This window comes from Neomegalonema sp., from assembly GCF_028688855.1.
Taxonomy (GTDB): domain Bacteria; phylum Pseudomonadota; class Alphaproteobacteria; order Rhodobacterales; family Rhodobacteraceae; genus Neomegalonema.
The window spans coordinates 1-26,443 of sequence record NZ_JAQTXI010000002.1; the positions used below are offsets into that span (position 1 = coordinate 1).

At 62.3% G+C, this 26,443-nt stretch carries 12 protein-coding genes; 5 read left to right on the top strand and 7 right to left on the bottom strand.

Translation table 11 applies throughout. From position 1 onward, the window contains the following. The 5 genes from PHN62_RS01575 to PHN62_RS01595 all read left to right on the top strand — a co-directional run. Positions 1–1,013: DUF4407 domain-containing protein (locus tag PHN62_RS01575; RefSeq protein WP_300145334.1), on the top strand; the 1,013-nt coding region annotated here is incomplete at its 5' end. A 155-nt stretch (positions 1,014–1,168) separates the two neighbouring features. Then, positions 1,169–1,753, top strand: coding sequence for a hypothetical protein (locus PHN62_RS01580; protein WP_300145337.1), 585 nt, complete (start codon positions 1,169–1,171; stop codon positions 1,751–1,753). 390 nt (positions 1,754–2,143) lie between these two features. Continuing rightward, on the top strand, positions 2,144–3,202 hold the full coding sequence (locus PHN62_RS01585; protein ID WP_300145340.1) for a hypothetical protein: 1,059 nt from the start codon (positions 2,144–2,146) through the stop codon (positions 3,200–3,202). A 71-nt stretch (positions 3,203–3,273) separates the two neighbouring features. After that, positions 3,274–3,963, top strand: a complete 690-nt coding sequence (locus PHN62_RS01590; protein ID WP_300145343.1) for a hypothetical protein — start codon at positions 3,274–3,276, stop codon at positions 3,961–3,963. Positions 3,964–3,966: 3 nt separating this feature from the next. Further along, positions 3,967–8,379 carry a hypothetical protein gene (locus PHN62_RS01595; RefSeq protein WP_300145346.1) on the top strand — a complete coding sequence of 1,471 codons (4,413 nt, stop codon included), beginning with the start codon at positions 3,967–3,969 and terminating at the stop codon, positions 8,377–8,379. Between the two features lie 254 nt (positions 8,380–8,633). Here PHN62_RS01595 and PHN62_RS01600 read toward each other — a convergent pair whose 3' ends face one another. The 7 genes from PHN62_RS01600 to PHN62_RS01630 form a co-directional block, all read right to left on the bottom strand. Next, on the bottom strand, positions 8,634–11,114 hold the full coding sequence (locus PHN62_RS01600; RefSeq protein WP_300145349.1) for a hypothetical protein: 2,481 nt from the start codon (positions 11,112–11,114) through the stop codon (positions 8,634–8,636). A 62-nt stretch (positions 11,115–11,176) separates the two neighbouring features. Continuing rightward, the gene (locus PHN62_RS01605; protein WP_300145352.1) at positions 11,177–13,777 is read right to left on the bottom strand and encodes a vWA domain-containing protein; all 2,601 of its coding nucleotides are present in this window, start codon (positions 13,775–13,777) and stop codon (positions 11,177–11,179) included. Then, on the bottom strand, positions 13,774–17,010 hold the full coding sequence (locus PHN62_RS01610) for a hypothetical protein (RefSeq protein WP_300145354.1): 3,237 nt from the start codon (positions 17,008–17,010) through the stop codon (positions 13,774–13,776). The genes PHN62_RS01605 and PHN62_RS01610 overlap by 4 nt, the downstream gene beginning before the upstream one ends. Then, positions 17,007–18,473 carry a hypothetical protein gene (locus PHN62_RS01615; protein ID WP_300145356.1) on the bottom strand — a complete coding sequence of 489 codons (1,467 nt, stop codon included), beginning with the start codon at positions 18,471–18,473 and terminating at the stop codon, positions 17,007–17,009. The genes PHN62_RS01610 and PHN62_RS01615 overlap by 4 nt, the downstream gene beginning before the upstream one ends. Positions 18,474–18,936: 463 nt before the next feature. Continuing rightward, the gene (locus tag PHN62_RS01620; RefSeq protein WP_300145358.1) at positions 18,937–22,368 is read right to left on the bottom strand and encodes a tubulin-like doman-containing protein; all 3,432 of its coding nucleotides are present in this window, start codon (positions 22,366–22,368) and stop codon (positions 18,937–18,939) included. 352 nt (positions 22,369–22,720) lie between these two features. Beyond that, positions 22,721–24,250 carry an extracellular solute-binding protein gene (locus PHN62_RS01625; RefSeq protein WP_300145361.1) on the bottom strand — a complete coding sequence of 510 codons (1,530 nt, stop codon included), beginning with the start codon at positions 24,248–24,250 and terminating at the stop codon, positions 22,721–22,723. Between the two features lie 333 nt (positions 24,251–24,583). Continuing rightward, positions 24,584–26,041, bottom strand: a complete 1,458-nt coding sequence (locus tag PHN62_RS01630) for a VWA domain-containing protein (protein ID WP_300145364.1) — start codon at positions 26,039–26,041, stop codon at positions 24,584–24,586. Positions 26,042–26,443 lie beyond the last annotated feature (402 nt).

Sequence of the window (26,443 nt, forward strand, 5' to 3'; positions counted from 1 at the left end):
TTGAAATTTTCCGTCATGATACGGGCTGGCATGTCGCGACAGAAAACAGGGAGTTGAACCGGCCTCTCGTCGTTGCAGCAGGAGAACGGGTCGACGCGATCATCTCTGCTCAGCGGGAGGAGATCGCACATCTTTCTTCACACGCCGCGGCGCTCCTCGCAGAAGCCGCACAACATGCATCCGCGGCCGGTGCTACGAAGTTTGCACGCATCGAGGCGCTCGCTGCCGAGCGCGTGGATTTGAGGCAGCGCCTTGACGAGCTGACACGTCAGTTCGCCTGTCTGAACCAGGATATTTCCGCCGAGCATCATGGTCAGGCGCGTTGCGATGGGCTGGAGGCGCGGGCGGGCGTAGGAAGCCGGTATAATTTCGCGGTAGATATGGCCAAATTCGTTCAGACTGAACGCTCCGCCGCTGCGGCGCGCCTTGCAGAAATCGACGCCCATCTCGCACTTCTTGACGATCCGGATGATCAAGCGGATATCTCCTTGTCCACACAAGGTCTTCTGGACCGGATCACTGCGCAGCGTGCGCGCATGTTGGTCGAACTTGAGCGGCTGACGGCCGATCGAGACGCCGCAGTGCAGGCCGCCGCTCTGGCCGATCCTGACTTCGCACCTCTCCCCGATGGTCTGATCGCGCGCGGCGAAGCGCTTGAAACTTTGGCGAAGACTTCGAACTGGCTGGCTATGCGCATCTGGCTCGTATTCTTGACCATCGTCGTTCTGGACATCAGCGCTATCCTTGTCATGTCGCTCATGCCAGCGCCTCAGACGGTCGTGCTGGGCGAAGCCCTGACGGCCGAAATCGCCATTCGGCAGGCCCTCGCACGGGCAGAACAGGCCACCTCCGAAGCGATGGCGTCAATGTTCGACGCCCGTATCCGGGCGGCTGAGGCGGAAAACGTGGCCGACGAACGCGTCTCCTCTTTGAGGGCCGCCATAGAGACGCGCCGCATGCTCAACAAGCAAGTGAACGCCGAACTGGGCAGGCGGTTCCGCAAGGCCGCCTGACCGGCGGGATGCCGACTTCGGGGGCCTGCGCCGATTTTGATTTTTTTTCGCACCGAGCGAGAAAACACAGCGCGTCCCCCGATGAAGGTATTGAGCAGCTTCATGCTGTGAACCGCAGAAGCTTCACCTCCAGATCTCAGCACAAGGATTTCATCGTGACCGATTCCTCCTTGACCCTCCGCAGCGCGGTCACGCCGCACAGGCTCAGCGTGAACGACGAGATGGGCTCCTCGATCACCACCGCGATCGACCAGCTGGCAGGCGACGGCTCGCTCTACACCCGCTTGCGCCTGCGGGGCGCCCGTAGCCGCGAGGCGATCAAGCTGGCCGAAACGGCGCTTGTGGAAAGCATGGCTGCGAAGCGCCGGACCTTCGTGGTCGCGGTCGGCCTCGCCGAAGATCACGCCCGCAAGCTCTTGCTTGATGATTCGATGAGGAACACCGAGGCGATCCAGCGCGAAATCGCCCAGACCATCAGCGACGCGCTTGAGAACTTCGAGCGCCTCATCAACACCCGCGAACAGGCGGCCTACGCCAGCGAACTCGCACGGATCGATGAGGCGCGGGCGCTGCGCGATGCGGGAAGGCTGAGCGAGCGGCGCTACGAACAGTTGGAGGCGAGCATCCAAGCGAGCACGGACAAGATCATCGAGGGCGTACACGAGACTACGCGCGAAATCTTCGCAAATCTGCGCCGTCGCTTCAGCGCGGCTCTGCGGCAGGGCAATGGGCTCGATTGACGCTTCTTCCGACCGCCTTCGCGGGGGACGGGATCAACAAACCGACCACCCTCGCGAGCGAGGTCTGACAAGAGTCCGCCTCCTGAGGCGCAACAGCCAGAAAAGGATAAATATTGACGCCCTCGATCAAGGAGGGAAAAGTCGTCTGGCCGCTTGCTGGCGGCGTATGTCGGCCGATCTTTCGATGCGGGCGTCGCGCTTGAAAACGACCGGGCTGGGACGAAGCGCTATCAGCGCGTCCATCCTGTCAGCCCCCCCCTCAATCTCCCTCCGCCGATGAAAACCGGACTGCGGGTGATTGATCGCTGCGTATGACGAAAAATCTCTTTAGGAGCCGCAACGGCTCCTGGAATCCAGACATAAACGATCAAAATTAAAAGGAATGTCGACATGTCAGATAAATTTTCTCCTCCTATCGAACGCGACAGGCAAAAGATCAACTTGGAATTCGACCGACAGCACAGAGCCTATTTGACAAGTCATAGATGTAGATCGCCACGCAGCATAGATCGCGGCGATCTTGCCAACCGGATGGCTCTGCAGTTCGATGACGCCTATCGCACCAACGAGAGCTTCCGCGAATATGTGGGGAAACACGGGGTGGGCGCTGTTCGTCAGCACCCTTTCTGGAGGCGATGGCTGGCTTGGGAGATCTCCGAGCAGTGGCGTCAGCATTTCGGCGCCATGCCGAGGATGACGACCTCTGGACAAAACCTGTTCCTGAGGCTCGCCGCTTGTCGCCAAGACGGCATGTTGTTTCCCCTTGTCGGCGACAGGCTGCCTGACTCCGAACGATTGATCCTTAAGAAGCTGCTGGATCCGAAGATGAAGAAGGTCTGGGAGGTCCCAACGGAAGAGAATCTCGGGGTATGGGCGCGGGATGCGGACCTCGGTCCTGTCACCTTGCGGCCGACCGACAAGGGTTTTGGCGGGGGACATCAGGATTTGGAGTTTCTCCTGAGCTGCGGCTACCTTGAGAAGCAGCGCTGCGACGCCCCAAATCAACTTTGGCGCTATGAAGAGAACGTAGCCACGACCTTGCGGCTGACGGAGGCGGGTCGCACCTATAGAGAAAATCTCATGAACGGCGGATCCTTGGTCAGTATTGATCATGCTTATGAAGCTTATGGGGATTTTCCGGATGATGAATCTGGGGCGGAGGACCTGGTCGATCGTGAAGCCTTCAAGACCTGGTCAGCCGACATTGGACTTCAGGAGGTGTTAGATTTTGCGGTCAGCGTGTATCAGATGCCTGAGGATCAGGCTCTGGCTTACCTTCTTCTCAAGAAAGGCGAAGCCCCTGATGACAATCCGTGGACACTCGCGCAGGTCAGCAAGAGGATCAACAAAAGCACCTCGACGATTTCTCGATTAAAGCAGAAATGGGATGATCATTTCGAAAATCCTGAAGTTTTGTCGATGCTGAACAAACACTTCCGATCAAAATAGATCCAACCTCCCACTAAATCAGCGTCGTATATACGAAAAATTTCGACGCCATGTAATCATTGAGAAACATTATGGAAAACAGCACGATCAAGAACGCAAAACCGAACGAACGCCTTGCCGTTCTTTTCAAGCAAACGGCTCTTGGCGTGGATCTGGAAGAGGTATTGGATGAATTGTCTACTCCAGATAATTCCCGTATGGCAGGTGAAGACTTGGCCGAAGAGAATGCGCCAGCTGTCACGCCGCAAGATGCAGCGGCGGTCAGAGCTCCGTGGCGAAAGCAGATTTCCCTCATCCTCGACCGTGTGTCGGATTGGGCTCTTCTGGCTCCGCGCTTTTTTGATCTCGGCCCAGGCGAAATGGGCCTGGGCACGGGAGCCCATGCGAGCGCTGGGAGGGCGAGCACCGCATGGAGAAAGCGTGAAGGTGAGAACTTCCGCAAATGGAGACAAGGAGACCTTCATCTCGTCTTGAACTGCGAGAATGAGCCGCCTTTTGCGGTGACATTGCTCATCGACGAAGGTCCTGACGTGCGCCTGCAGCGACTTTGCTGGATCGAAGAGCACTCGCTTGCAGGCGACCCCAATGCCCCAGCGGCACTGGTCGCGTTCCCTCTCGAACGGATTGGTGATCGCGCCTATCGTGTGGAAATGTCGGTGGGCAAATTCAGTGCAAGACTGAGCGCCATAGAGGCCGCGAAGAAGGGGCGCAAAGAGGGTGGAGATCCTCGCCTTTTGCTGCCTTTTGTGGAGATGGAATAGGCCTTGGCGGATTTGACATCCTCGATCGCTTACAAAGCCATGTCCGGCAGACCAAATGTGGACGCCCTTGCAGCTTGCTGGTTGCAGGATCAGTCCATCGCGTTCGCAGCGACGCTGCTTGGCAAGATAGATGCGATTTTCGAGCCGCGCCCTTTCGCTTGTGCGAGCTTGATTGCGGAAAGCATCGACGCCATCCATGCGGGACTCTTGTCAGACAGCACGTTGGCGCTAGTCTCCACGATCGACCGCAACTACTACGACAAGGACAGGCTTGCAAATTGGGATCTGCTTCAGCTTTTAAGCGTGGCTGACCCGTTGGAGCTGGCCGTAACGGCGGCGCAGGCGGAACTTGCGAAACGTGATGGGATAGGAGCGAACGGGCTGAACCGGGTGCTCATCTCCCATGCAGTTTACTTGTTGAGACGGCCGCATCTTTCATGTCTCAAATTCCTGAAATGGTTGAATCGCGCGGCGCCTCACGCAGCGCCGGGCGTGAAGCGGGTCCTTGCGGGCTTGCTGCAAACGAACTCGACGATGGGAGCGCAAGTTGAAGAGGCGCTGGCGAAGAGCCGGGACGCCTTCATGCAGACTCGCGACCGCCTTGACGGCATAGATGCATTCCATGGATTGGTTCTTGAGGCCGCTGGAGAGCAACGCGATCAGGTCTCAATCTGGTGGGCGCGCATCTGCATGGCCTATCGGAGCAGCCTTTTTTGCTGGCCGCTGCTGACGGAAAGATCGAGCAGCAAAGAGGATGGCGGCGCGCGCGGCCTCAGCCTGCCGATATCGCTCTTCATGATCGAGGACGGGAAATCCAGATGGCGTCCGGAACCCAACCCCCGAGGCCAAAGGATCTGGTTCAAATACAAGCTGTCCCGGTCCGAGGAGAGGGTCAGGGCGGAGCCTCGTTTTCGGGAGGCGCGTGACGGATTGCCTTCCCATATCGACGGCTTCCGCTTCGGATTGACCCAGGAATGGTGGCGAGCCTTCGCAATCGGGATGGACGTCGCCAAAAAGCTGTGGGCCAGTCAGAATGGAAGGTTCAGATTTACAGCCAGCGAAGCAGCAGACAGAAAGCTGCAGGCGAGCCTGAATGTCGACTTGCGGGCAGCCTGCGACATCGTCGAGTCGGTGTTCTCGTCCGTACCAGAGGATGACTGGAGCAAACTCGGTCAGGAAAAGCACTTCTTCATTGTCGCGGATCGAAGCGCTGAGGCCTATTGGGTTCAGTGCGTGCTCGCGCTTCTTCTGCCCTCCGGCGATCTCCCCATGGGCCTCTGCACCGGCACCATTGATTATCATGATGGCGAGTTTGAAGTTGGCAATGTCAAAGGTGTGGTCGAGAAGCTCGAATACGCGAACCGCGCGGGTTTCCCAAGGGTCGTCGTCCCGGGCGACGGCCGTGATTTCCATGGGGAGAATCCCCTCGAAGCAGATGAGCTCGACGTGGGAGAAGGCGTCAGCGGCGACCCTCCCTCCTCTGAAGTCGATGCGGGCCGCGAATCCGCCGATGACGCGACTGAAGCGGATAGGGTCAAGGCTGAGTTGAAAGCTTTCCTGGATCGTCTGGAGGCCCGTGAAATCCATCCTGAATTGAAGGGGCTTCAGGATCGTCTGGAGGCGCATCAGGCCCGCAAGACCTTGGAAGTGAATTTCGCGCGTACGGCCCGCGCCGCTGCGGATGCGATGCAACCCTCCGGCTGGCGTCGCACGGACTTTCTCAGGACGCCTGAGTTCAAACGGACGTTCGGCCGAACCCAAAAGCGTCTCTTCATCCGGGACGCCCTTGGGCGCCGCCTGCTCGCTCGCCGCCTGAAGCGCGAGGAAATCGCGGACTATCGTCGCAACAGCTGGCGCGATGATGAAACCCAAGAAATGGAGATGCTGGATCGACTCCTGCTGTCCAGAACCGGTCGAATGGTGAAGCACGTCGAGCCTTCCGCCGTCCGCCGGATCGCCCCAAGCTTATCCGTTGAGAAAGCCTTGGGCAAATGGGCTGCATGGAAGGACAATCAGGTGCGCGCAGGAGAGAGCGGCGGCAAGGGCCCCGGACTCGGCGTGGTGACGTTGCGGACGGCGGAAGGAGACACCGAGACGCGGCTCTGGGCCGCTCTGGCCGAAATGCTCGACGCCGATGACGGCTGGTGGGAGAAATTTCAGTGGGCCGACCTGCCTGAAGCGGCTGATCTGCTTGCACAACTTCTCTGCAACCACCATGCGGATCCCCGGATCAGTCCGGGTTCGGCGCCCGATCTGCTGATCGTCTTTGATGACGCCAGCTTGGCCACACGACGGACGAACTCCATCTTTCCTGAAGACTTCCATCATCAGTTCATTGATCTGCTCAATCCGCGCCACCAGACCAACCACAAGTTCGATCATCTGGACAAAGCGTTGAAGCAGCATGACCGCGGCATCCGTGATCTCAAGACACGCATCCTCGTTGTTCTCAAGGAAGAGATGACCGCAGCGTCAGCGCCTCGGGCTGATGTCGCTGAAGCGGAGTTGCCGTCCCAGGAACGCGCCTTGCTTGAACAGCTCGGGATCTTCCGCTTCGGATGCAGCAGGCACGCAGGCTATGCGATGGCGAACTTCCAAATCGAGGGGTCCGCGCGCCTGACCTGGAAGGGGTTCACGCAGATCACGGACGTCTTGATCGCGCGAAGACTGCTTTCGGTCAGCGGCAACGTCCTCACCATCACGCCCAAGGGGCGGCGGGCGCTCGCAGACATGGACCTTTCCAGGGACCCATGGCGTTGCGGCCTTGCGCATCGCCACGCAGCCCTGGCGCTATGCCCCATTCTCCATCCGCAAGGAGCGCGCATTTCTACGAACCGGGATCGTCAACTCGAGCCGGAAAGCGTCCTTGAAGCGACTTGGCACCTCAAGCAAGCTTTCGATCTCGTCCCGTGGCGCTTCCGTTCACGTTGGCGCACAGTAGACGGCTTGCCTCCTGTTCCGGATTCTCAGGCGTTGCTCACCTTCGTCCGCACCTCCCCGGACTGGGATACGGTTCTGCGCCTACGCGTCAATTCCGTGACCCGACAGGAGAGCGTCGACCTTTGCCGTGAGCTCTTGTCAGCGCAGAGGGAGGCAAGGGGGCGGGAGCCGCCCTCATCCGTCGTGGGCTTGGCCATTGAAACCATGGGTCGCGTCTTCAAGAACGAGAACCAAAGCAAGGACAGCATCGAGCCGCAGGCGCTGGAGATCATCGAGATGGTCGACAGGGCCATGGATGGCCTGAAGAACGAGGGCCTCACCAAATCAGCGCGGCAGCGTCGGCTGCGGCACCTCTTGTCTCGCCAGATATTCGCCTTGCGCATGTTGGGGCTGCCATTGACGGATCCTCGTATGGCCGACGCAAGATCCTATATCGACACTGCGGTCAGCGCGATCCTCAAATCCGATTTTCTCCAGCAGATCGGCGACGGGCGGGAAGGGCTTGACGATTTCCCGATTTCTCTGGACTGCTGGCGGACGCTATGGGCGGACGGCAACCGCACGGCGACTCCCAATAAAACCCTGAGCGTGGCCGAGCGGTCGAGATACGCCTACGCCGCAGTTCGGGCCAATCTGGCGAGGAGCAAGGCCGATCATCCGCCAAGCGAACCCTGGGACGAAGCATGGATCGCGTATTTCATCTTGACGCGACCGGAAGTCATAGGCCCAAGGCAAATCGTCGCCCCCTTGAACACATGGTGGGATGTTTACGGAAAGAACAAGGGGGACGCGAAGGCGTTTGGGAGGCGCGTTCTCGATCTTCAACCGCATGCACAACGCTCGGGCAGGGGCAAAGGTCCTTGGCAAGAGCGGTGGCTTGCCGACCTCGGGGAGGGTTGCAGCAATCTCTGGCGTTTTGTGACGAACCCCGAACCAGAACTCCGCCTCGTAGGCCCCCCTGTCGCGCCTGCGCTGCGGCTGATCGCCGTTCTCGCCATGGAGGAAACACTCCCAGCTTGGCGGTTTATGCAGGAAAGCGGGCCCGAATGGCACGATCGCTGGCCGGAATTCGCGCTGAAACAACACAGGCTCAGTCGTTCAGGGTCGGCGGCTGAGGCGACCGAATTCGTCGCCGATGAATGGTCGGCGCTGGGACGTGCCGTCGTCAGTCACAGAGCAGGCTGGGTCGCAATGCTCGCCCATCTAGCGGCCTGCAACGAAGAAATACAGCTTTTGCGTGTAAAGAATTGGCTGCGCTCCCTGGAAGGGATAGGCGTTGATCAGCTTCAGGACTCAGACCCTGAAAATCTCCAGAAGGCCCTGAGCATGCCTTTGGTCGGCGGTTTCTCGAAAGCTCAGCAAGACGCACGGATGAATGCAAGATTTCTTCTTGGTTTGCAGAAAAATCGCAGATTCTCTCTATACGGGCATTATCGCAAATTATTCCAGCACTTATTGCATAAATCGTCTTTTTGAGAATCTCTGACGAATAGGAGCGAATTGCTCACGTGATCGACACGAGCAATTACTCAGGATCATTTTCCACAATAACAGGCGGCCATGTCAGGCTCTGGGCATGATGCCTCCCACTGAGGCATTCGGATTAGCAGTTTTTTAATAAAAATATTCATGATGCTCAATGCATATAAAATATGCATCATTATCATAAGTATCATTAAAATAAAATATAAATTACATCAAATGACTATATAAATAATATCTAAAATAATTTAATTAAAATATCCACTCATAATCTTTATATATATCTCAGATTTATTCAAATCTGACTCAACATTTTCTTTGATATAAATATAATAATTTGTTCCGAATTTATTGTAATCATCAACAGATGAACTGTAAAATTCTTTTATTTCATCTCTATGAGATTTTGCAATCTCAAATAATTCTCTCAAACGATCAAGGTTGTTTTTATTCGGCTTGTGAAATTCACCATAAATCATTATTATATCATTGAGACGATCTCTTGATAATTCATTGTTTTTTAAAGTTGAATCCGAAACAGTCGCAATTGAATCTGGATATACTGCGGCCTGCGGCAACGTCTGATCAGGCCTTCCGCTTGAAAGCGTAGAAAACGGCATTGGCGGTTGAACCTGATTGCTCTGTCCTGAAGGTTGGAAGGATGTCGTCGGCGATGGTGGAACAGCCGGACGCCCCAGCGGCGCAGGAAGTGGTAAAGGCGGCTGAACCTGATGAAGCTGCCCGGAAGGCTGAGCGGGCGGGCTGGGCGATGGCGGAACAGCCGGACGCCCCAGCGGCGCGGGGAATGGAGGCGGCAATGATGAGGGTTGGACAAGACTTTCAATTTCCCTGAGCCCGCTCTCAATGCGCCCAAGAGACTCCTTCAACTCACTCCTCGTGAGATCCGTCAGTTGATTTTGCTCCACCATTGCGGCGAGGGCTTGCATGCTGCTCCGAATGGCGCGAAGCCGCTCCTTCATGGCGCTCTCTTCCTCAGGCCTCCGGAAAGCGCCTGAACGCGAATTGCCCAAGAGAGCGAGGGCCTCGCTTGCGAGGCTTTCCACTTTCTCCTTCAGCCGCTGCTCCATCTCTTGAAGCTCGCGCCGCCGACTCAAGAACTCCTTCTCCAGATTCTCAAGTCGCCCTGAGGTTGAGGCGAGTTTGCCCATCATGCCCTGCCCAGCAGCGCTCTGGCCGCCAGAGATCACGCGCGCCTGCAGATCTTGCAATTTTTGTCGAAGAGCAGTGAGTTGACTCAACTGCGCTTCGATATCGGCCGGAGCAATCGCATACGACATGCTTTGCTCCAACCTTGCCACATCCGTCTCCAGGGCCTCCATATCCGCCATGTGCTGATTCAGCGTGGCCCGCCGCTTCTCTATTTCTCCAACCGCCTCCTTGGCGGAGTGAGCGGACGCCTCCAGCTCCTGAGCCAAAGCGAAAAGATTCGCGCCTTGGGCGCGCTGGGTGAGAGCGTCCAAATTGATCTTGGCTTCTTGCGCCTGTCTCTCCAGAGCCTGCAATTCGTTCAAGTCTTGGGTCGAGGAGATCCGGGCGCTCAAATCCCGCAAAAACGCACGCGGAGCTGCGCCCAGCCCCCTGATCTGGTTCTCCTCCTCCTGCTGCACGAATCTGTTCTTTTGCGTTTGCAATATGCCAACTTGCGCATCAATGCCGTGCGAGGCTTTATCGATTTTATCGATCGCCATCTGAAAAGCAGGATCTTGCATATGAGGTGAGCGCGTGTCGACGCGCGCCCGAAGCTCTCGCATCTTGCTCTGAAGAGAGGGGATCTGCTGCAAGATGCGTTCGATCTCGGCGGAGGAAGCCGCATCCGACGCATCCTGCCTCAAGCTCTTCAGATCGTTCTCGGCCTGATCCGCAATTTGCTTCGCCTCCCTCAGGGCATCGCTTATCACCGCCTCAAGAGCCGCTTTCTGCGCCGCGTCCGGCAGGGGCGTGCATTGGCCGAGGTCGAGGATCAGCTCCGCCGTCTGACACTCGGCGGCGCTCGTCTGGACTGAAGGTGGCTCTGGGAAGGAGACCTGCCTCGGCATGCAGGAGGGGAAGATGAAATCGACGACGGGCGGGTCGCCCTTCTTCGCAGCGCCCGCCGCCAGAGCCAACCCTCGGAGTTCAGCGAAATGAGGAGAACGCTCGGTCAGACGCCCATTTGCAAAGCGGGCGAAACCGACATTCAACCGCTCCGTCAACTGCAGATCTCCGGCCACAGCGTGGAAACAGCCGTCCGAACGATACCCGACGAGATCATGCGACCCATCTCTGACGATCTTGTCATCAAGCAACAGAGTCAACTCCAAGCGCGACAACTGGCCTTTCTCTGCCGAGAGCAACGTCGAAACAAAGCCCTCAGTATGCTGGATGCTCCAGGGCGGCAGGTTCGTACGCATCCGTTTTTTTTCGGGATCCTCCCACCATTCGCGCAACTTCTTCTGCAAATCCTCCCCTTTATCTCTCCGCCACTGGAAGAAGCTGCTTGTATTCCAGCCGCCAGCCAAGTCGATAAAATAGACCCGGAAGATGTCCCTATCCTCCGCCGCCCGCAAGAGCTGCGATATGATGTCTTTGGTCTGCTGCTCGTTCGCCTGAAAATACACAGGGTGGATGATCACCACATGTGCGAGAGGATCCGGTCTCTGCTGAGCGAAAGCGGAGAACGTCAGACACCCCCAGAAGATGAGGGCTTGAATCCCGATCCGCCGCATCATGTTCCCCCTTCTCCCGGCCTGGCCGCCGCAAGACGGCGAGCGGTCGGCCTTTCTCCTCTGCTTCATCTTCGCGCCCGATCTTCAGGGCGACGAAGAACCTGCAATCTGCGCCGCCCACCCTGCCGACTTTCCACCACGCCGCCCCAGGGCAGCGAGTAGGTCAGACGTTTGGGAGCCTCCTGCAGAAGTTGCTCGATCTTCTGTCCGGCGTTGGCGGGGACATAACTGGGGTCGCTCTCGTAAAGCCGGATTCGCACGCCGCTTGGCGCGGCCTCCATCGTCACACCCTCCATGCTGTGGACGCGGTGAGGCGCGCCGTAAACCGGCCAGAGCAGCGCCTGGAGAGGCAACCACCCGAGACCCGGAAAAGGCCGGAAGATCGGCTCGTCGTGATTGTAGATCACATCGACGCCGCCGCCGCGGGGAAATCGCTGCGCGATGAGGCCGCAACGCAGAGCCCAGAGCAGATAGAGGCCCGCCAGAAGACCAAGCAGCCAGTAGAAACAGCTCAATGCGCCGCCCCAGAAGAAAGGCGGGCGCAGATCCACCGCCAGTCTCCCCTCCGCCGTCTGGAAGCCGGCCGGACCTGTCCAGCGGATCGTCGCGATGCTCTTGCTTCCCTGAAGATAGAGCCAGCAGGAGCACCAGGCGCGGATCTTCGGCGTCGCCAGCACGTTCTCCCCCTCACGACGCAGAGTCCAATCCACGAAGCGAGGGCCTCCCGAGATTTCGAAGGCCTCCGGATGCAGGTCGAGAAAGGCCCGAGCGTAGCTTGTGGAGTCGAAGGCGCCTTCAAGGCGGAGGATCGGCGCCTCCGCGCCAAGCCGCAAAGCCTCCAGATCATCCAGCTTCAAGGGCTCCGGAGACTGCGGAAGCAGGCTGGCGGCGGAAAGCGCGAAGCCGAGAACGCCGTCGAGAGAACTCCGGCCCAGCGTCCGCCCGCCTCGCTTCGTCTCGGCCAGAAGGCGATAACTCAGGGCCTTTCTCTGGAGAAGCTCTTCCGGCGCGCCCTGAACCATCAGCTGAAAGGAGCCGACGGAGGGGCCGCCGGGACGGCCCTCCAATGGCGTGAAGCCCACGATCCGCAGCAAACCGCCCAGATCATCCTCCAGACGCAGGGTCGTCGTCGAATCGACCTCTGCGGAGACTCCGACCTCGCCCTGCGCGAAGACGGCGCTCTCCCCTCCGGAGAGCAGAAGGCGACGCTCGTTCGGAGCGCAGGACGCGCAGGAGGAATCCGGCGTCAGCCGAAGGTCCACCGCCGCATCGAAAGAGGCGATCTCGAATTTGCGGAGCGCAGCCTCCGTCCGCGCAAAGCCCCGGACTTCGGCGGTCGCCAGCAGCTCGCCCGCCAGGATCGCGTCGGTCGGCAGCAGAACGCGGCCCAGGCCCGTGGCCGGATCAGGCTGCACGACGAGGCTGCGCGGCGCGCCCTGATCCGTCCTGACGTTCAAGCCATAGCTCAAGCGGTCCCGCAACAGCGGCGTGTTCTCCACGGGCGCCAGAACGCCGCCGGCGTCGGCGGAAAGAAGGGCGAGCTCCACGAACACCTCTTCGCCCCGCGCGATCAGCGCTCTCCCCTCCTCATCGGCGACCTCGACGCCCTGCGCGTCCAGAAGCCTGAGGCGCAGTTCGGCGGCGGTCTGGAAAAGGAGGAAAACCCCCTCGTCCGGCGAGGAGTCGTAAGGCAACGCGTAGCTCCCGGCAGGCAGGGGAGGATCGAAGACCATCCGGCTCGTCAGCCCCTGCATGTCCAGCCTGCGCCAGGGCGCGTTCTCGACGTCAGGTCCGGCCATCCGGAAGGCGAACTTCTCCGTCGTCGCAGAACCGCCCATGCCCGAAACCTCCGGCTGCGCCAGCGGCGCGCCTTTCTCGCCGTAAGAGACGGAGACGATGCGGCGGATCGCCAGGGGCGTCTCCAGCCTCAGGGCGTTCGCATCGCGACGCACGAAAGGCGGACTCATGATCTCGGGATCCGTCGCTCCGACGCGCGCAACGATCGAGCGCAGGGTGGCGATCAACTCCGCGCCGTCACGCACCTGATGAGCGCCGTCGTCGGCGCGGCCGTTGAAGGTCGACAGCAGCCCGGCGCGCAGGCCCTGGCTCCTCAGGATTTCTCCTACGGTCCTGCGTCGAGGATCATTCTGGATCGAATGGCTCTCATCGCCCATGAAGATGAAATCGACGCGAAGCCCCCCCCTGATCTTGTCCGCATATTCAGGGAGGCGGGCCAGAGTCGCGGCGAAATCTTCGTTTTCGTCGAAAACGCCGTCGGTGAAGATGATCAGGAAAGCTTCTTCATTCTCTTCCTTCTCCTCCGCGATGCGCCGCAGCGTGGCTTCGATCGCTTTGAACGGCGTGCTCCCTTCCCACTGGCGTCCCCATTCGTCACGAACGATGTTCAGCGCAGACCCGAGATCGCCCGAGAACGGCGTCGCCCCCTTGTTCAGGCGCGTCAGGAGCAGCCGATCGCGGCCCGCCTCCAGCTCCAGCGTCGACAGCAGCATCTGGACGCCGAAAGCCGGGAAGTTCGTTTGATCCTCCATGCTTCCCGAATCGTCGAAGACCACCGCCACCACGCGCGCTTCAACGGGCGGCGCGGCGAAGACCGCAGCGATCATCAGCCATCCGAAATGGAGCAGAACCGCGGCCAGCCCTCTCATGGGATCTCTCCCTTGATCCTGGCCAGAAACGCCGCAGCGGCGCTGAAATCCAGCCCACCGAGGTCTTTCCACCCTTCCGCCTCCTGAGCCCAGCGGGCGGCGTCGAGCCAACGCGAGATCAGAAGGGCCCCCCCCTCCGCCCGCAGACTGCGCACGGCGCCCAGATCCCGATCCGCATCCTCCAGAATCGCGAAGGTGACGCCGTTCGCGGGCGCCTCCTCCTCGGAGTCCGGGGGGAAGACTTCCGTCCAGATCGCCTCAAGGCGCTGCGGATCGTCCGCGCCGCCCTGCGGGAAGAAGAAATCGACGCTCGTCCTCGCGCCTGGGGCGCGCCGCTCCTCGCTCCCCGCCGTCAGCCCCAGAGCCACGAGATGAGGGGCGAGCGACGGGAAGGCCGCGACAAGGGCGAGCTGCAAAGCCGCCGCCGCCGCCCTCTCCGCATCGGCCTGGAGGGCCTGGGCCTCCTCCACCCGCAGGCGGAGAAGCAGAACGCTTCTATAGGGACGCCGCACATCCGCCCGCACATCGTTCTGGGGACGGAAGACTCCGGGCCGCAAGACTTCGTTCGCCGGCACGGCGAGCCATTTGTCGGCGCGGCGCCTGATCCCGACATGCAGATGAAGGAGCTCGCAGCGCGCATGCTCCAGATCCACCGCCAGGCCATGTTCGATCACAGGCGCCGACGCATGATCGCCTCCGCATTGCAGCGTATAGCGCCGACGGAAATGATAGGAGAGCATCGGCGCATGTCGCACATCCTCATTCGCAGGTTGCGAACTCAAGGTGCGGGGAACGGCGCCGGGCGCCCACCCTGTCACTTCGCGAAGGATTTCGCCTCGCCACAACAACGTGCCGACGGCGAAGAGGAGGCCCTCGTCCTTCTCCGTCACCGAAAAGAAGGCGCCGCCGTCCTCGCTCATGCGCAGACGCTCTTCGCCCGACGCCACGCCCCCGCGCACCTGCAGGCGGTAGAATTCGTTCTGGCCGACGCCGACATAGGTCTCCACGAAGGACGTATTGGCGCTCGGCGCGCCGAGCGCCAGATTCAGCAGGCGGTCAACGCCCCTGCGCGAGGCCCGCACGCCGAGGCTCTCCGCCACCTGACCGGGCAGAAGCTTCACTGCGGCCTCGATCTCATGTTCCGAGATCCCTTCATCCTGAGGGGCGCTGCGCAGAGCCCCCATGATCTGATCGGCCACGTCCGAGACGCCGAGCGCCGGCGTCTGGGCCAGAGGCAGGAACTTCTCCTCAAGCTTCCGGTCGGCTTGCTTGTAGCGATCCAGGAGATATTCCGTCGCGAGATCGCAGGCGTGGACGGCGCAGGTCAGAAGATCCGGATGTCCGGGAAGGCCGCGCTGTCCCGCCTCCAGAGAGGCCACGGCTCCCTTGCCCGCCTCCTGAACGACAAGCACCTGAGCGTCGTCGGCTTCCGAAAGCTGCCGGTGGAAGAAGATCTCCTGCGTCTCGCCCGCCTTCTCGGCGGCCATGGCGAAATCCGCCTCCATGCGCTGAGGGCCGACGAACGCCAGGCGTCCGGAAACCGGCTCCTCCTCTCCCGTCATGGGAGACCCCTGCTTCGCGTCTCTCCTCAAGAAGCTGCGGATGATCTCCAGAAGCCTTCGCCAGAAGCCCATCGCCTTCCGATATGACGAAGGAGGCTCTCCGCCTTCGAAGATCGCGCCGCGCAGGGGCGTCGCGCTCTTGACCAGCAGACGCGCGCGAGCCGCCGAGGCCTCAGCGCCCGCTGAAGCGAGAACGGTCAACGCCTTCGACGGGGTTCGGGGGCTCAACTTGTGCGCGAGTTTTTCAAGCTCGCGCCGCAGGCCCGGACGATGCGGCGCATTGCTCAGAAATCCGGTTCTCGCGCCGGTCGGCCGGGCCTGCCCCACCAGATGCAGGAAGTGATGCAGACGCGCCAGATCCTGACGATGCGCGTCCACGACCACCACCAGGCTGAGCCGCTCGAGCGCCCCCTTGAGCTCCGTGTCCTTCAGGAGGTCGCGCCCGTTGCGAGGCGCCTCCTCGATCACCAGAACCTCCGCGCCGGAAAGAAGCCAGTTTCTCTCCGCATGCGTGTTCCAGACCACGATGCCGCCGAGACCGGCCAGAAGAGGATTGCGCCCCTCGATCGCCTGCCGCACGCTCTCGCCGCATCCCTCGGGGCAAACCGCCAGAGTGAAGCTGCGCCCGTCCTGAACCTGCGCGATCCCTCGCGCCAGAAGATCGTAAAAGCTGGCGTCGGCTCGATCCGGATAGAAGACGACCTCATCCGGCGCGAAGGCTTTCTCCTGCGCGGCAGCGCTCCGCCGGACGGCTGCGGCGGGCTTCCAGTCATGATCGAGAATCCAGCCTTCGCGCATGAGCGAGGATTTCGTGGTGAGCCGCTCATAGAGCGGCCTGACCGAATCCCTCTGCGGAGACGGAACCTCCTGTTTTCCGGACGCCGCCTCCGGAACGACCGCCGCAGCCGGCGGCCGCCGCAGCGCCAGCGCCGTCATGTAGGCGGAAAACGCCACGAAAGGCCCCCAGGCGAAGACGGGAGCCACCTTCAGCAGAGCGTTGAGAGGGCCTTTCATCGAACTGTCGTGACCCAGAGAAAAAGCGATCAGCAGGGTCAGAAGCGGCAGAACGACGAAGCCGAACAGCATGAAGGCGGAACGCATCACCGCGCTGTTGAACAGCGGATGGATGAAGCCTCCCCAACCCTCCGGCCGTCCGGCCAGACGGTCGATCGCCAACGCCACGAAGCGCGCCGGGAGCAGACAGATGATGATCCAGGCGCCGTTCAGAAACGCGACGTCCGCAAAACGCGGAGGCGCGCCATGCGCTCTGAAGACGTCGATGAAGATCCGCTGCAAGGCGTCGTTGACCCATTCGGCGGACCAGGACCGGGTTCTATCCACGAAACCCGCCATGTCAGGCAGTCGGTCCGGCGTCTGCAGGTCGGGAAAACTCGAGAAACCCACGAAACACAGCGCGAAGATCGCCCCCGCGCCCGCCCAGACGCCATGCGACGCGAGCCCGCCCCGTCGCGTCGCCCAGAACGCCAGAAGAAAGGCGCAGACCAGAAAAACCACGCAGAGGAGGAGCACCCCCCATTTCTGCCAGTCTCCGACGAAGAGCCAGACCGACGCCGCGACGCCGATCGCCGCGCTCGCCAGATAGGCGCGGCGCGAAGATCCTTGAGGAGAAGACCCCGCGAAATCCGCAGCCTGATCCTGCGCCATGCTCATGAGGAAGCCTCCGCCGACGAAAGGGGTTTGAGCGGCGTAGCGTAGAGCGTCGTATCGTCGGCCCGCCAGCTGGATGGGAACGAGATCGCCTGAGAGATGATCCCGTCTTCATCAAGCATCTTCTCGTTGTATTTCTGCGCCCTCGCCGCAGATTCGACATGAAGGCGCCAACCGCCTCCGGGGGAGGTGGTCTGGGTTCCACGCCATTGCCGGATCAGGTCGCGCACCCACTCCTCAGGCGGCAGGCCATTGCCGAGCAAACCCCTCGCCCCTCCATCCCCGGAGCTGGCCAGGTCGATGTCCAGAAGCTTTTCTATCTCTCTGGTCACTTCGTCTATGCGGGCGGCGTCCGTCCGTGACAGCGCTTCGCGCAGGTCCTGAAGCAGAACGGCGCCGCCGCGCAGAAGCTCGTACTCCTCCATGGCGACGACGTCCTTCGCCGCGAGATTGGCGACGTCCTGGATCTCGTTGATCGTCTGGATGCGGGTCTCCTCGAAAACCATGCGGGCCTTGCGGATCCGGCGCATCAGGATCAGAGCCACCAGGACCATGAAGATCGCCAGGCAGCCCGCCACCACATAACCCGCCTGACGCAGATCCTGCAGGTTGGGCGGCTGGTTGACGGAGGCCCAGCGCAGGGTGGACTGAAAGCCGGCTCCCCCCAGCAAGGCCAGATAGAGGAAAGGGATGGCTGCGATCGACAACACGAACCCCGGAGAAGGCGGCATCTGGCGCGCAGCGGCGCGCAGCTTCTCCACGGCCGCCCCAACCGCCGACTTCTGTCGCGGCGAAAGCTCCCCCTTCTCCGCGCCCAGAACCGAGGCGATCTCGTTGCGCCGCTCCCTCGCACGGCGGACGCAGGCCTCTCGCGCTTCGGCCACAAGCTTGATCTGCGCGGCGACCGCGCCGCGCATCGGATTCGCCACGCCAGGATCGAACTGCAGCGGGGAAAGGGCGAAATCGTCGCGCTTATCCTTGAGCTCGCGGCCGCGACGCTCTCTGGCTTCGTCCAGCTGCTCGTGCAGCGCGATGTTCTCCGCAGCCAGATAGCTCACGAACGCCGCTTCTGCTTCCTCCGCCATGCGACGCCCTTCGGCGCGGGACCCTGTCGTCGGCGACGCTCCTGTGAAAGGCCGCGCGGCGTGCGCGGGCGGATTCGCCTCCAGGAAGCCCTGGATCTGGTGCAGGCGGTTTCTGACGCCATCCTCCAGCTCCTTCTGCGCCGTCTCGACCTGTTCGTCTTCGCGCAGAGCGCCCAAGGTCGAGCCTATGAAATCCCGCAGCCTCCTGACGCGCGGTGGAGCGGCGGATCCGCTGGACCGTCGTTCCTGCAGCCAGAGCCAGCGCCCGTTCGGATTGCCCACGCCATCCGGCCGGAAGACTTCGGGATTCTCCCGCGCGAGGTCGATGACCATCCGCAGTTGTTCGTTTGCGTCGCTTCCCTGCTCCATGACGATGGTCATGTCGACGACGCCCTGGAGCCGGGTTCCAATCTCCTCCTCGAGGCTCCTTGTCCGGCGGACCGCGGCCAGAATATGAGGCCGCAGATTCTCCCTCTCGAAATTTTCGAGGAAGTTGCGCCCCGCCCGGATGAACTGCTCGCTTTCCAGCGCGCGCGCGTCCTGAGCGACCAGAAGGATCGCCCAGTCATCGCGCAGGCGCCCTCTTCCGGCGTCCTCAAGATGGTCGAAGATCACCTCGATCCCATCCACGAAGGGGCGCGGACAACGCCCGATCGTGAGCTCGGCGGAGCGATCCGCCCCGCCCGGCTCCACGGCGCACCAGAAATGCACGCGCGGCTCCTCGTCCACCAGATCGAGCGCGTGCAGCCAGACGAACTCCGAAAAACGATCCGACCCGTCCAGAGCGACGACATAGATCTCACGCAAACGGCGATCCCTCGAACCCGTCATTCTCCACGCCTCCTCAGGCCGCCTGGGCCACCTCTGCGCGCCAGATCTCCGCGCCGCGGCTCAGCAGGGCTTCGATCTGCAGTTTGTGTTCGTTGGGCAGCGCTTCGCCGACCCGCCGCACGACATCCGCCACGGCTTCCGCAAGACGCCCTTCGACGAGGCGGATCTGAGCGGCGCGGGAAAGGTCGCGGCGCTTGTGGCTCAGAGCTTCATCCAGCAGCTGGCAATAGCCGACGACCGCTTCGAGGATCTGGTGGTCCCGCGCCGCGCCGCCGCTCCGGTCGATCGCCATCAGCACGATGCGCTCCAGATTCTCCGAAGCCGAGATCCGTTCGAGCGTCTGGTCGAACGCGTCGTCGAGGCGGGATTTCTCGTATTCCCAGAGCTCGTCCACGGAACGCCAGGCCACCGGCTTGCTCACGAAGCCCCGCAATGCTTCGTAAAGGTCATGGCGGTCGGCAACCTGCACCCGGGCGCCCCGCTTGATCGGAGCCAGATTGAAGGTGCGGATCTCCGCCACGGGTTTGCCGTCGACCTGATCGAAATGCAGGACCCCCAGCCCCAGAGCGGCGGCGAAGGCCTTGTTCACCCGACGCACCAGACGCGCAGTCTCGCTGACCGAAATCTCGGGAAGGAAGCCGGGATTATGCCATTTGAGATGGATGTGCGGCGTGATGGTCGTCGCGGGACGCCTTTCGGCGTCGGCCTCCACCAGTTCGTCCACCATCCCCGCATAGGCGTTGTAATAGCGGCCGGAACGCTCGTCGGACTGAGCCCCGTTGCGCGGCGGACTGAGCTTGGAGAGATGCTGCAGCTCCAGATTCACCTGCATGGAGACCCGAAGCAGCTCCGCAGGGTTGAACTCCTGCTCCTGCACGATGTCCGCGCCTTGCTCCGCCGTGCTCAGAAGGCGCTCGGGATCGCCCAATCCTCGCAACTCCTCCCGCACCCCCGGCGTGATCGCCCAGAACTTGATCCCCTGCCCCACGCCAGGCTCCGTGAGCGAGATCATCGGCTGAGACTGCATGTCGACGATCGAAACCACCCGGCGAATGAATTCGGCGGGATCCGCGTCGATGATCTCCGCCTCCTTGCGCAGGGCCGCCACGATGGAGAAGTCGTAGAAGCTCGCATAATCCTCCTTCACCTTCGTCCGGGCGAAGCGATCGACCATGGTGGACCAGAACAGCTCTCCCAGAGTCTCCGTCCGCACGGTCTTCCCGCGCCCGCGCGCAAGGCGCGTGGCGCGCGCATAGGCGTAGACGCGCGCCCCAAGCTCGGCGTTCGCCCTGGCGTCGAGCCTCTGGCCGCCCGACGCCTCCTGAAGATCGCGCCAGAGGGCGCGCTTGCAGGCGCGGTCGGCGCAGACGTAGAGCGTGTTCTCATCCACCACGTCCCTGGCGTGCCGCTCCTCGTCGGCCGCGACGGATTGAGACAGACGCTCCAGAGCGCCCTCCACCTCCTGAAAGAGCTGATGCATCGCCTGAATCTGCGTCTGCAGCTCCAGGGAGAGCTGATCGTGGACGACCTCCATCAGCCTCTCCTCGGCGAAACGCCGGGTGAGGTCCATGGAGGAGTTGTAATAGCTGACGTAATCTTCGACGAAGCCGGAGACCCCGCCCCTCACCATGCTGGCCAGGAAGCCGCGCTGGGCGGCCTCCGCCGCCTGGGCGTGAACGGCCGGCGAAGAGCGCGTCGTCGGCGCAACGCCGCCGCGCCCGCTCGCCAGAGCGGCGTTCCTGTCGAACTGGGAATGAGCCATCCGCATCAGGCTGGAGCGAGTCTCGGCCGAAGCGCTCGCCGCCATCCTGGCCTCAAGCTCCTTCTGCAGCGCATAGAGAAAGGCCCGCGAGCGCACGAGATGAGGGCCCGAGCGCACGAGGTGATGCTGCAGATGATGCAGGCGCCATTCCTGCTCCGGCAGGTCGTCGGCGTTCGAGATCAGATTGATGAAGATGTCCCGCGGACGATAAGCCAGCGCCTGGTCGATCAGACGGAGATCCTCGTCGAGGAACCCCTCCCGGCGCCGCACCTCCTCGGCGAGCGCGGATCTGCTCGAGAACTGCGCCACGTCCGCCTTGCCGCGCTGATAGGTCTTGCGCAGCTCCTCGGCGTTCCAGAAATTGCGCTTCATGTATTCCTCCAGCGCATCCAGATAGACGATGTGGAGGGGCTGGCGCGGCTCGCCGGAAGGGTCCGGCTCGGAGGGGAAAAGCTCCTCCTGAATCTCGCGGAAGAACGGAAGCTCGCCGTCGTCGGCCAGCTGCGCAAGATCCTCGAGATAGGCGAGGCCCTGATGCGGCTCCTTCTGCGAAAGATTGCCCGCGGCCCGCTGGCTCTGATAGCGCGTCAGGCGGCTCTTGAACTGCGCGTCCAGGCGCAGCCAGTCGCCCACCAGGGAATCGCGCGCCAGCTGCTTGGCCAGATAATCCTCCACCTCCGCCTTCGGATAGAGCGCCACAGCCACGCCCATCGCGACGATCCGGTTCTGCATGCCGTTCGCAGCCGCCGCGGTGGTCTGGCGGATGTCGTTGACCGAAACGCTCTTGATGCGCCCGCCGATCGGCGTGAACAGCATGGTGAAGGCCGCCCGCTCCGCCATGCGGGCGTAAGCGTCGATCGAACGGCCGAGGTTCCCGCCGGTCATGTTCTCGTAATCGATCAACGTCATCGAAGCGAAGGGGATGTCGCCCGCGCGCATGGTCTCGCCCGGAGCGAACTCGAATTCGAAATCCAGATTCCGGCCCCGCTCGACAGCCTTCATGACGACGGCGTTGAACTCCTTGAAAGCCGCGTAGCCGTTGGCCAGCATGCCCGGAATCTGCCCGCTCGGCGCGACGCCGGAGCGGATGTAGATGTCCGGCATCAGGAAAAGGCCGCGGATGTTCGTCGTGATGTTCTTGTTCTGTGCGATCCTGCCCAGCAGCAGAGCCAGCTGAAGAAAGGAGCCGGAGCCCGTGCCGCCCGCAAGCGAGCCGATCATCAGGACGTCCACCTGACCGTCGTAGCCAGCCCGGTTGTCATAACGCGCCAGCTCCGAGAAAGCCTGCTCTATCGGACCGTCGATCAGCTTGTTGGCGCAGGAATCGTAAAGCGCGAGGCGCGAAAGCATCCTGACCTGGCCGCAGCCGTCGATCAGGCTCATGCGCTGGACCTCCATGGGCCATTGCGCCCGCGGCAGACACCAGGAATTCTGGGTTTCGGCGCGCCGCTGAAGGATCCGGTCGACCTCGGAGGCGGAGGCGAACTGGATGCGGGAGCGATCGTCCAGGTCCCTCCTGAGCTTGCGGTCGTTGGCGTCCGTGTCGAAGGCCAGAACGCCGATGCGGCCCTTCTCCTTCAGGCTCCGGCGGCATGCGCGCGTATAGACCTTTTCCGCAATCTTCGATCCGGTGCCTCCCACGCCCACGATCAGCGTGGGCGTAAACGCATGCTCCTCGACCATGTTTTCTCCCTCATCATCAGATATGGCGCTCGACGGAGCGACGGAGCTGGCGGATGCGCGCCCTCCGTCGCGCCGAAGCCGCGATCGGACGCGCCTCGCTGGCGGGCCGCCTCCTTGACGCTCGCGCCGCGCGCGTCGGAACGCTTCGAGCGAACGATCCCTGTCGAAAAGGGCCCCGCCGTCTGGGGCGCCTCCGGAAAATCCCTGTCGTTTCAGGATTTCGAAATCATGGCGTCTCGCATGACGCTCCGGGCGCGTCCGGCAGGTCGCCGCTTCCGGACGAGAGATCCCGACAAAGGCGCGCCGCTCATGGACCGAGCATGACGGCGGCCTTCGCCGGGAAGGCGCCCGCTCAACGTTTCAGCTGACTCCAGATCCTGTCGATTTGATCCTGCAGAGCGGCGTCGACCTGGTTGGCCATGCTCAAGGTCCCCCAGACCTGCGTCGAAGGATAGATGGCGGGGTTCTCCAGCAGGGCCTTGTCGATGAAGGGTCCTGAAGCCGCGACCGGATTCGCGTAATTGACATGATTGGTGTTGAGGCCAGCGACTTCCGCCTTCAGCAGATAGTCCAGAAACCGCAGCGCCGCATCCTGGTTGGCGCTCCTCGCCGATAGCGTGAAATAATCGATCCAGACGCTCGAGCCTTCCTTTTCAGGGATGAAATACCTGATGCTCGCCGTCTTGCTCCTGTCCGCCGCATGGGCGCGCATCGCCGTCATCGCGTCTCCGGAATAGCCGACCGCCAGGCAGAAGTTCTCGGACTTCACGCGTTCGATGAAGCGTTCCGCATCGACGACCTCGATATGCTGCGCGCTTTGCGACAAGAACTGGCCCAGCTCCGCGACGACCTGCGGGCTCAGTCGGCTTTTGGGGCTCGTGACGTAGCCGGCCATCGCCATCAGCATCTCGTTCGGCTCGTCGGCGATGATGACGCCGCAGGAGGCGAGCCGAGAGACCTTGCCCGGATCTAACAGAAGCCCCCAGCTCTCGGAGGTCGGGCCCAGCAGCCGCCCGACCTTGCCGGAATCCATGACGAGCCCGACGACGCCCCACATGTAGGGGATCGCATAGGGGGTATCTTTGGCCCGGCCCGGATCCCAGTCCGTGCTATAGGCCCAGAAGCCGGGATCTATTCCGGCGTAATTCGTCAGACGCCCCGCATCGATGGGCGCGAGCCGGCCGCTGGAGATCCATCCCGGGATCTTGTAGCTCGGGTTCAGAACAAGGTCATAGGCGTCATAATCGGGCCCCATGATCCGATCCGCGTCTTCCGCCGATGAAAAGACCTCGTAGACGACCCGGATTTCGGTCTCGCGTTCGAAGGACCGCAGAATCTCGGGATCGATGTAATCCGTCCAGTTGAGAACGCGCACCTCGCCCTTGAACGGCACGTCCTGATTCTCCGCGGCGCGCCGGATCGCGTCGTACATGTTCGTGGTCAGCAGGCCGAGCTCCTGCATGCGGAAGTCTTCCTGAAAGATCTCGATCGCGGACATGGTCGCGAAACCGAAGATCCCGTCAATCGGGCCCGGCGCATAGCCCAGCTTCCTGAGGTTGCTCTGGGTTTCGTGGATCTGCGCCTGATCCACCACGAGATCCAGCCCGTCGATCTTTCCCCCCCTGGAGACGGCGGAGATGAGTTGACGCAGGAAGCCTTCCGAATGGATCTCCGCGTCCAGGGTTCCTCTGTCCTGCCTGAATCTCGCGAAGGCCGCCTGCGTCGGCGCGTCCAGCGAGCGCGGCGCATAGCCCGGCGCGAGATAGCCGAGACGCGCCAGCAATCTCTGAATGACGCCGATCCGGCGAGCGTCGGCGGGACCGGGCGCCATGGCCTGAGCGGGAGGAGGCGCAGGTCTGGCCGCGCCGCTCGAATCGATCATGATGGACACCGAGCCTTGCGAAGGCCCGATGCCCTGCGCGAAGCTTCCGGTTGTGGAGAATGGGGCGGATAGGAATATGGACGCCATCGCGGCCAGAGAAACAAATCCGAGAGAATTTCCCTTTTTTGCAATCACGGGCATTGGCGTCACTCATTTCGAGACATCAAGGCGTAGCGCAGCAGAGGGCTCTGCTACAGGACAGGTTCATATCGTGGGGGCAACTCAACCTGCGTTCAAGTGTTTTATAGTACGCACATAGAATTAAGGAGGCGTCCGACGTGAAACGATCGGGAAAGACAGGAATCCATATCGAGATTCCCGAAATGAGTCGATTCAGCGGGCGACGATGATCGGAATTCTTGCAATGGTCTTGAGATCCTCGCTCAGGACATATCGAATCTCGTAGGGACCCGGCTCGACAGGCGCCGTCAAGGAGCCCGAAGCCGCCGCGCCGATGACGAAGCCATAGCCTGCTCGCCCGTCAGCCGCGCCCTCCGGAACGATGATGATCGAATCTCGCGAATTCACGGCCCCCCGCCAGGCGACGCTGAAGATCTCGCCCGCCTTCACGCGCTCAGGCCCCTGAAGAAGGACCTCGGCCCCATAGACCTCCAGCCTGGCGCGGGCGATCGTCCCCCCTCCAGCGCCAAGCGCATAACGGATCTCGTAGACCCCCACCTTCGAAGGAGCCCGCAAAACGCCCCGATCCAGGTTTCCGATCGCGAAGCCGCCGCCCCGCCAATCCTCCCGAGCCCCGGCCGGCGCAATGCTGATGACGTCTTCAGGATGGATGGACGAAGACCAGGAGACCTCGACCTCCGCGCCGATCACGGTCTGAAGAGGAGCCTGCAGGGAGATCGTCGCCGGAAGCGCCTCGACGGCGACGCGCGCGAGCGTCGCCCCGGTTTCGCGCAGCACATAGCGCACCTCGTAAGAGCCCGGATCCGCAGGAGCCCGCACTTCGGCCGAGGTCGTCGCGCCCACCTCGAGGGCGCCGTCGGACGCCCCCTCCGGAGCCCCGGCAGGCAGCAGGACCACCAGATCGCGCGGATCGCGCGCCAGGGACCACGCCACATCGAAAGCCTGTCCGATCGTCACCCGGGCGGGCGCATGAAGCTCGACAGGGGGCTCCTCGATCGCGATCTGGATCTGCGCGAGCGCGCTCCGCAATCCCTCCGCGTCCGAGGCCTGCACGAAAAGACCGTTCGTCTGTTCGGAGATGCAGGAGAGGCGCTGGCGATCCGCGCCCTGCAGGTCGAAGCCGACGACATGGGCGGTGAAGGAGATCCCCTTCTGCGCCAGCTCCGCAGCCGCGCGGCAAGGGTCCCCGTCGCAACTCTCCACGCCGTCCGAGATCAGCACCACCGTCGCAGGCTGCTCCCGCCAGGACATGAGGTCCGCGGCCTGGCGCAAGGAGGCTTCGATCGGCGTGTAGCCCCGAGGCTCGATCGTCGCCACCTGGCGGATGAAGCCTTCGCGATCCACCGCCCCCGGAGCGATCAGCACCTCGATATCCCGGCACGCCTTCGATTTCCCCTCTCCAGTGGAGACGCGGTGGCCATAGGCGATGAGCCCGACCGCCATCTCCGCGGGCCATGAACGCGCCAGATCGGACAGCGCCTTGCGCGCGATCACGAACCGCGCCTCGCCGTCCACCTGCTGCGTCATGGAGGCGGAGGCGTCGTAGATGACGACGACCTCCGCCGCGCCTCCGGCGGGCCGGGCGGCCGCAGAAGGCGCCAGACCGCAGGCGGCGAGGAGGAGGGCGCAGAGGAGGCGGGCTGGTCGCATGGGGGGGCTCCATCACGGGAATTGCGCGCGCCGGGAGGTCCGGATCACCCCCGCCGCAGATTGCAGGACGCTCGCCCCCACCCAGAGAGGCGCAGAAGGGGCGGTCAGGCGCCATGGCCGCGCCGCCGCCTGCTCCCCGGCGGAGAGGCGGACGCGGCGCGCGGCGCCCCTCAGCCCGAAGACCGTGCCGAAGGAACGTCCTCATCGGCGGCGCCGAGGCGCCCCGCAGGGAGGCTTGCGGGCTCCGCATCCTCGCCCCGACCTCCGGGGTTCGGGGCTCAGGGGAAAGTCCGGGAAGATCATGCATCATCGGTTGCAGATTGCAAAGAGCCTCCCTGATCTCGTGCGAAGAGCGCCGGACGGCGCAGGCCCGGGAGAAGAAGAACCCAGACCAGACCATGC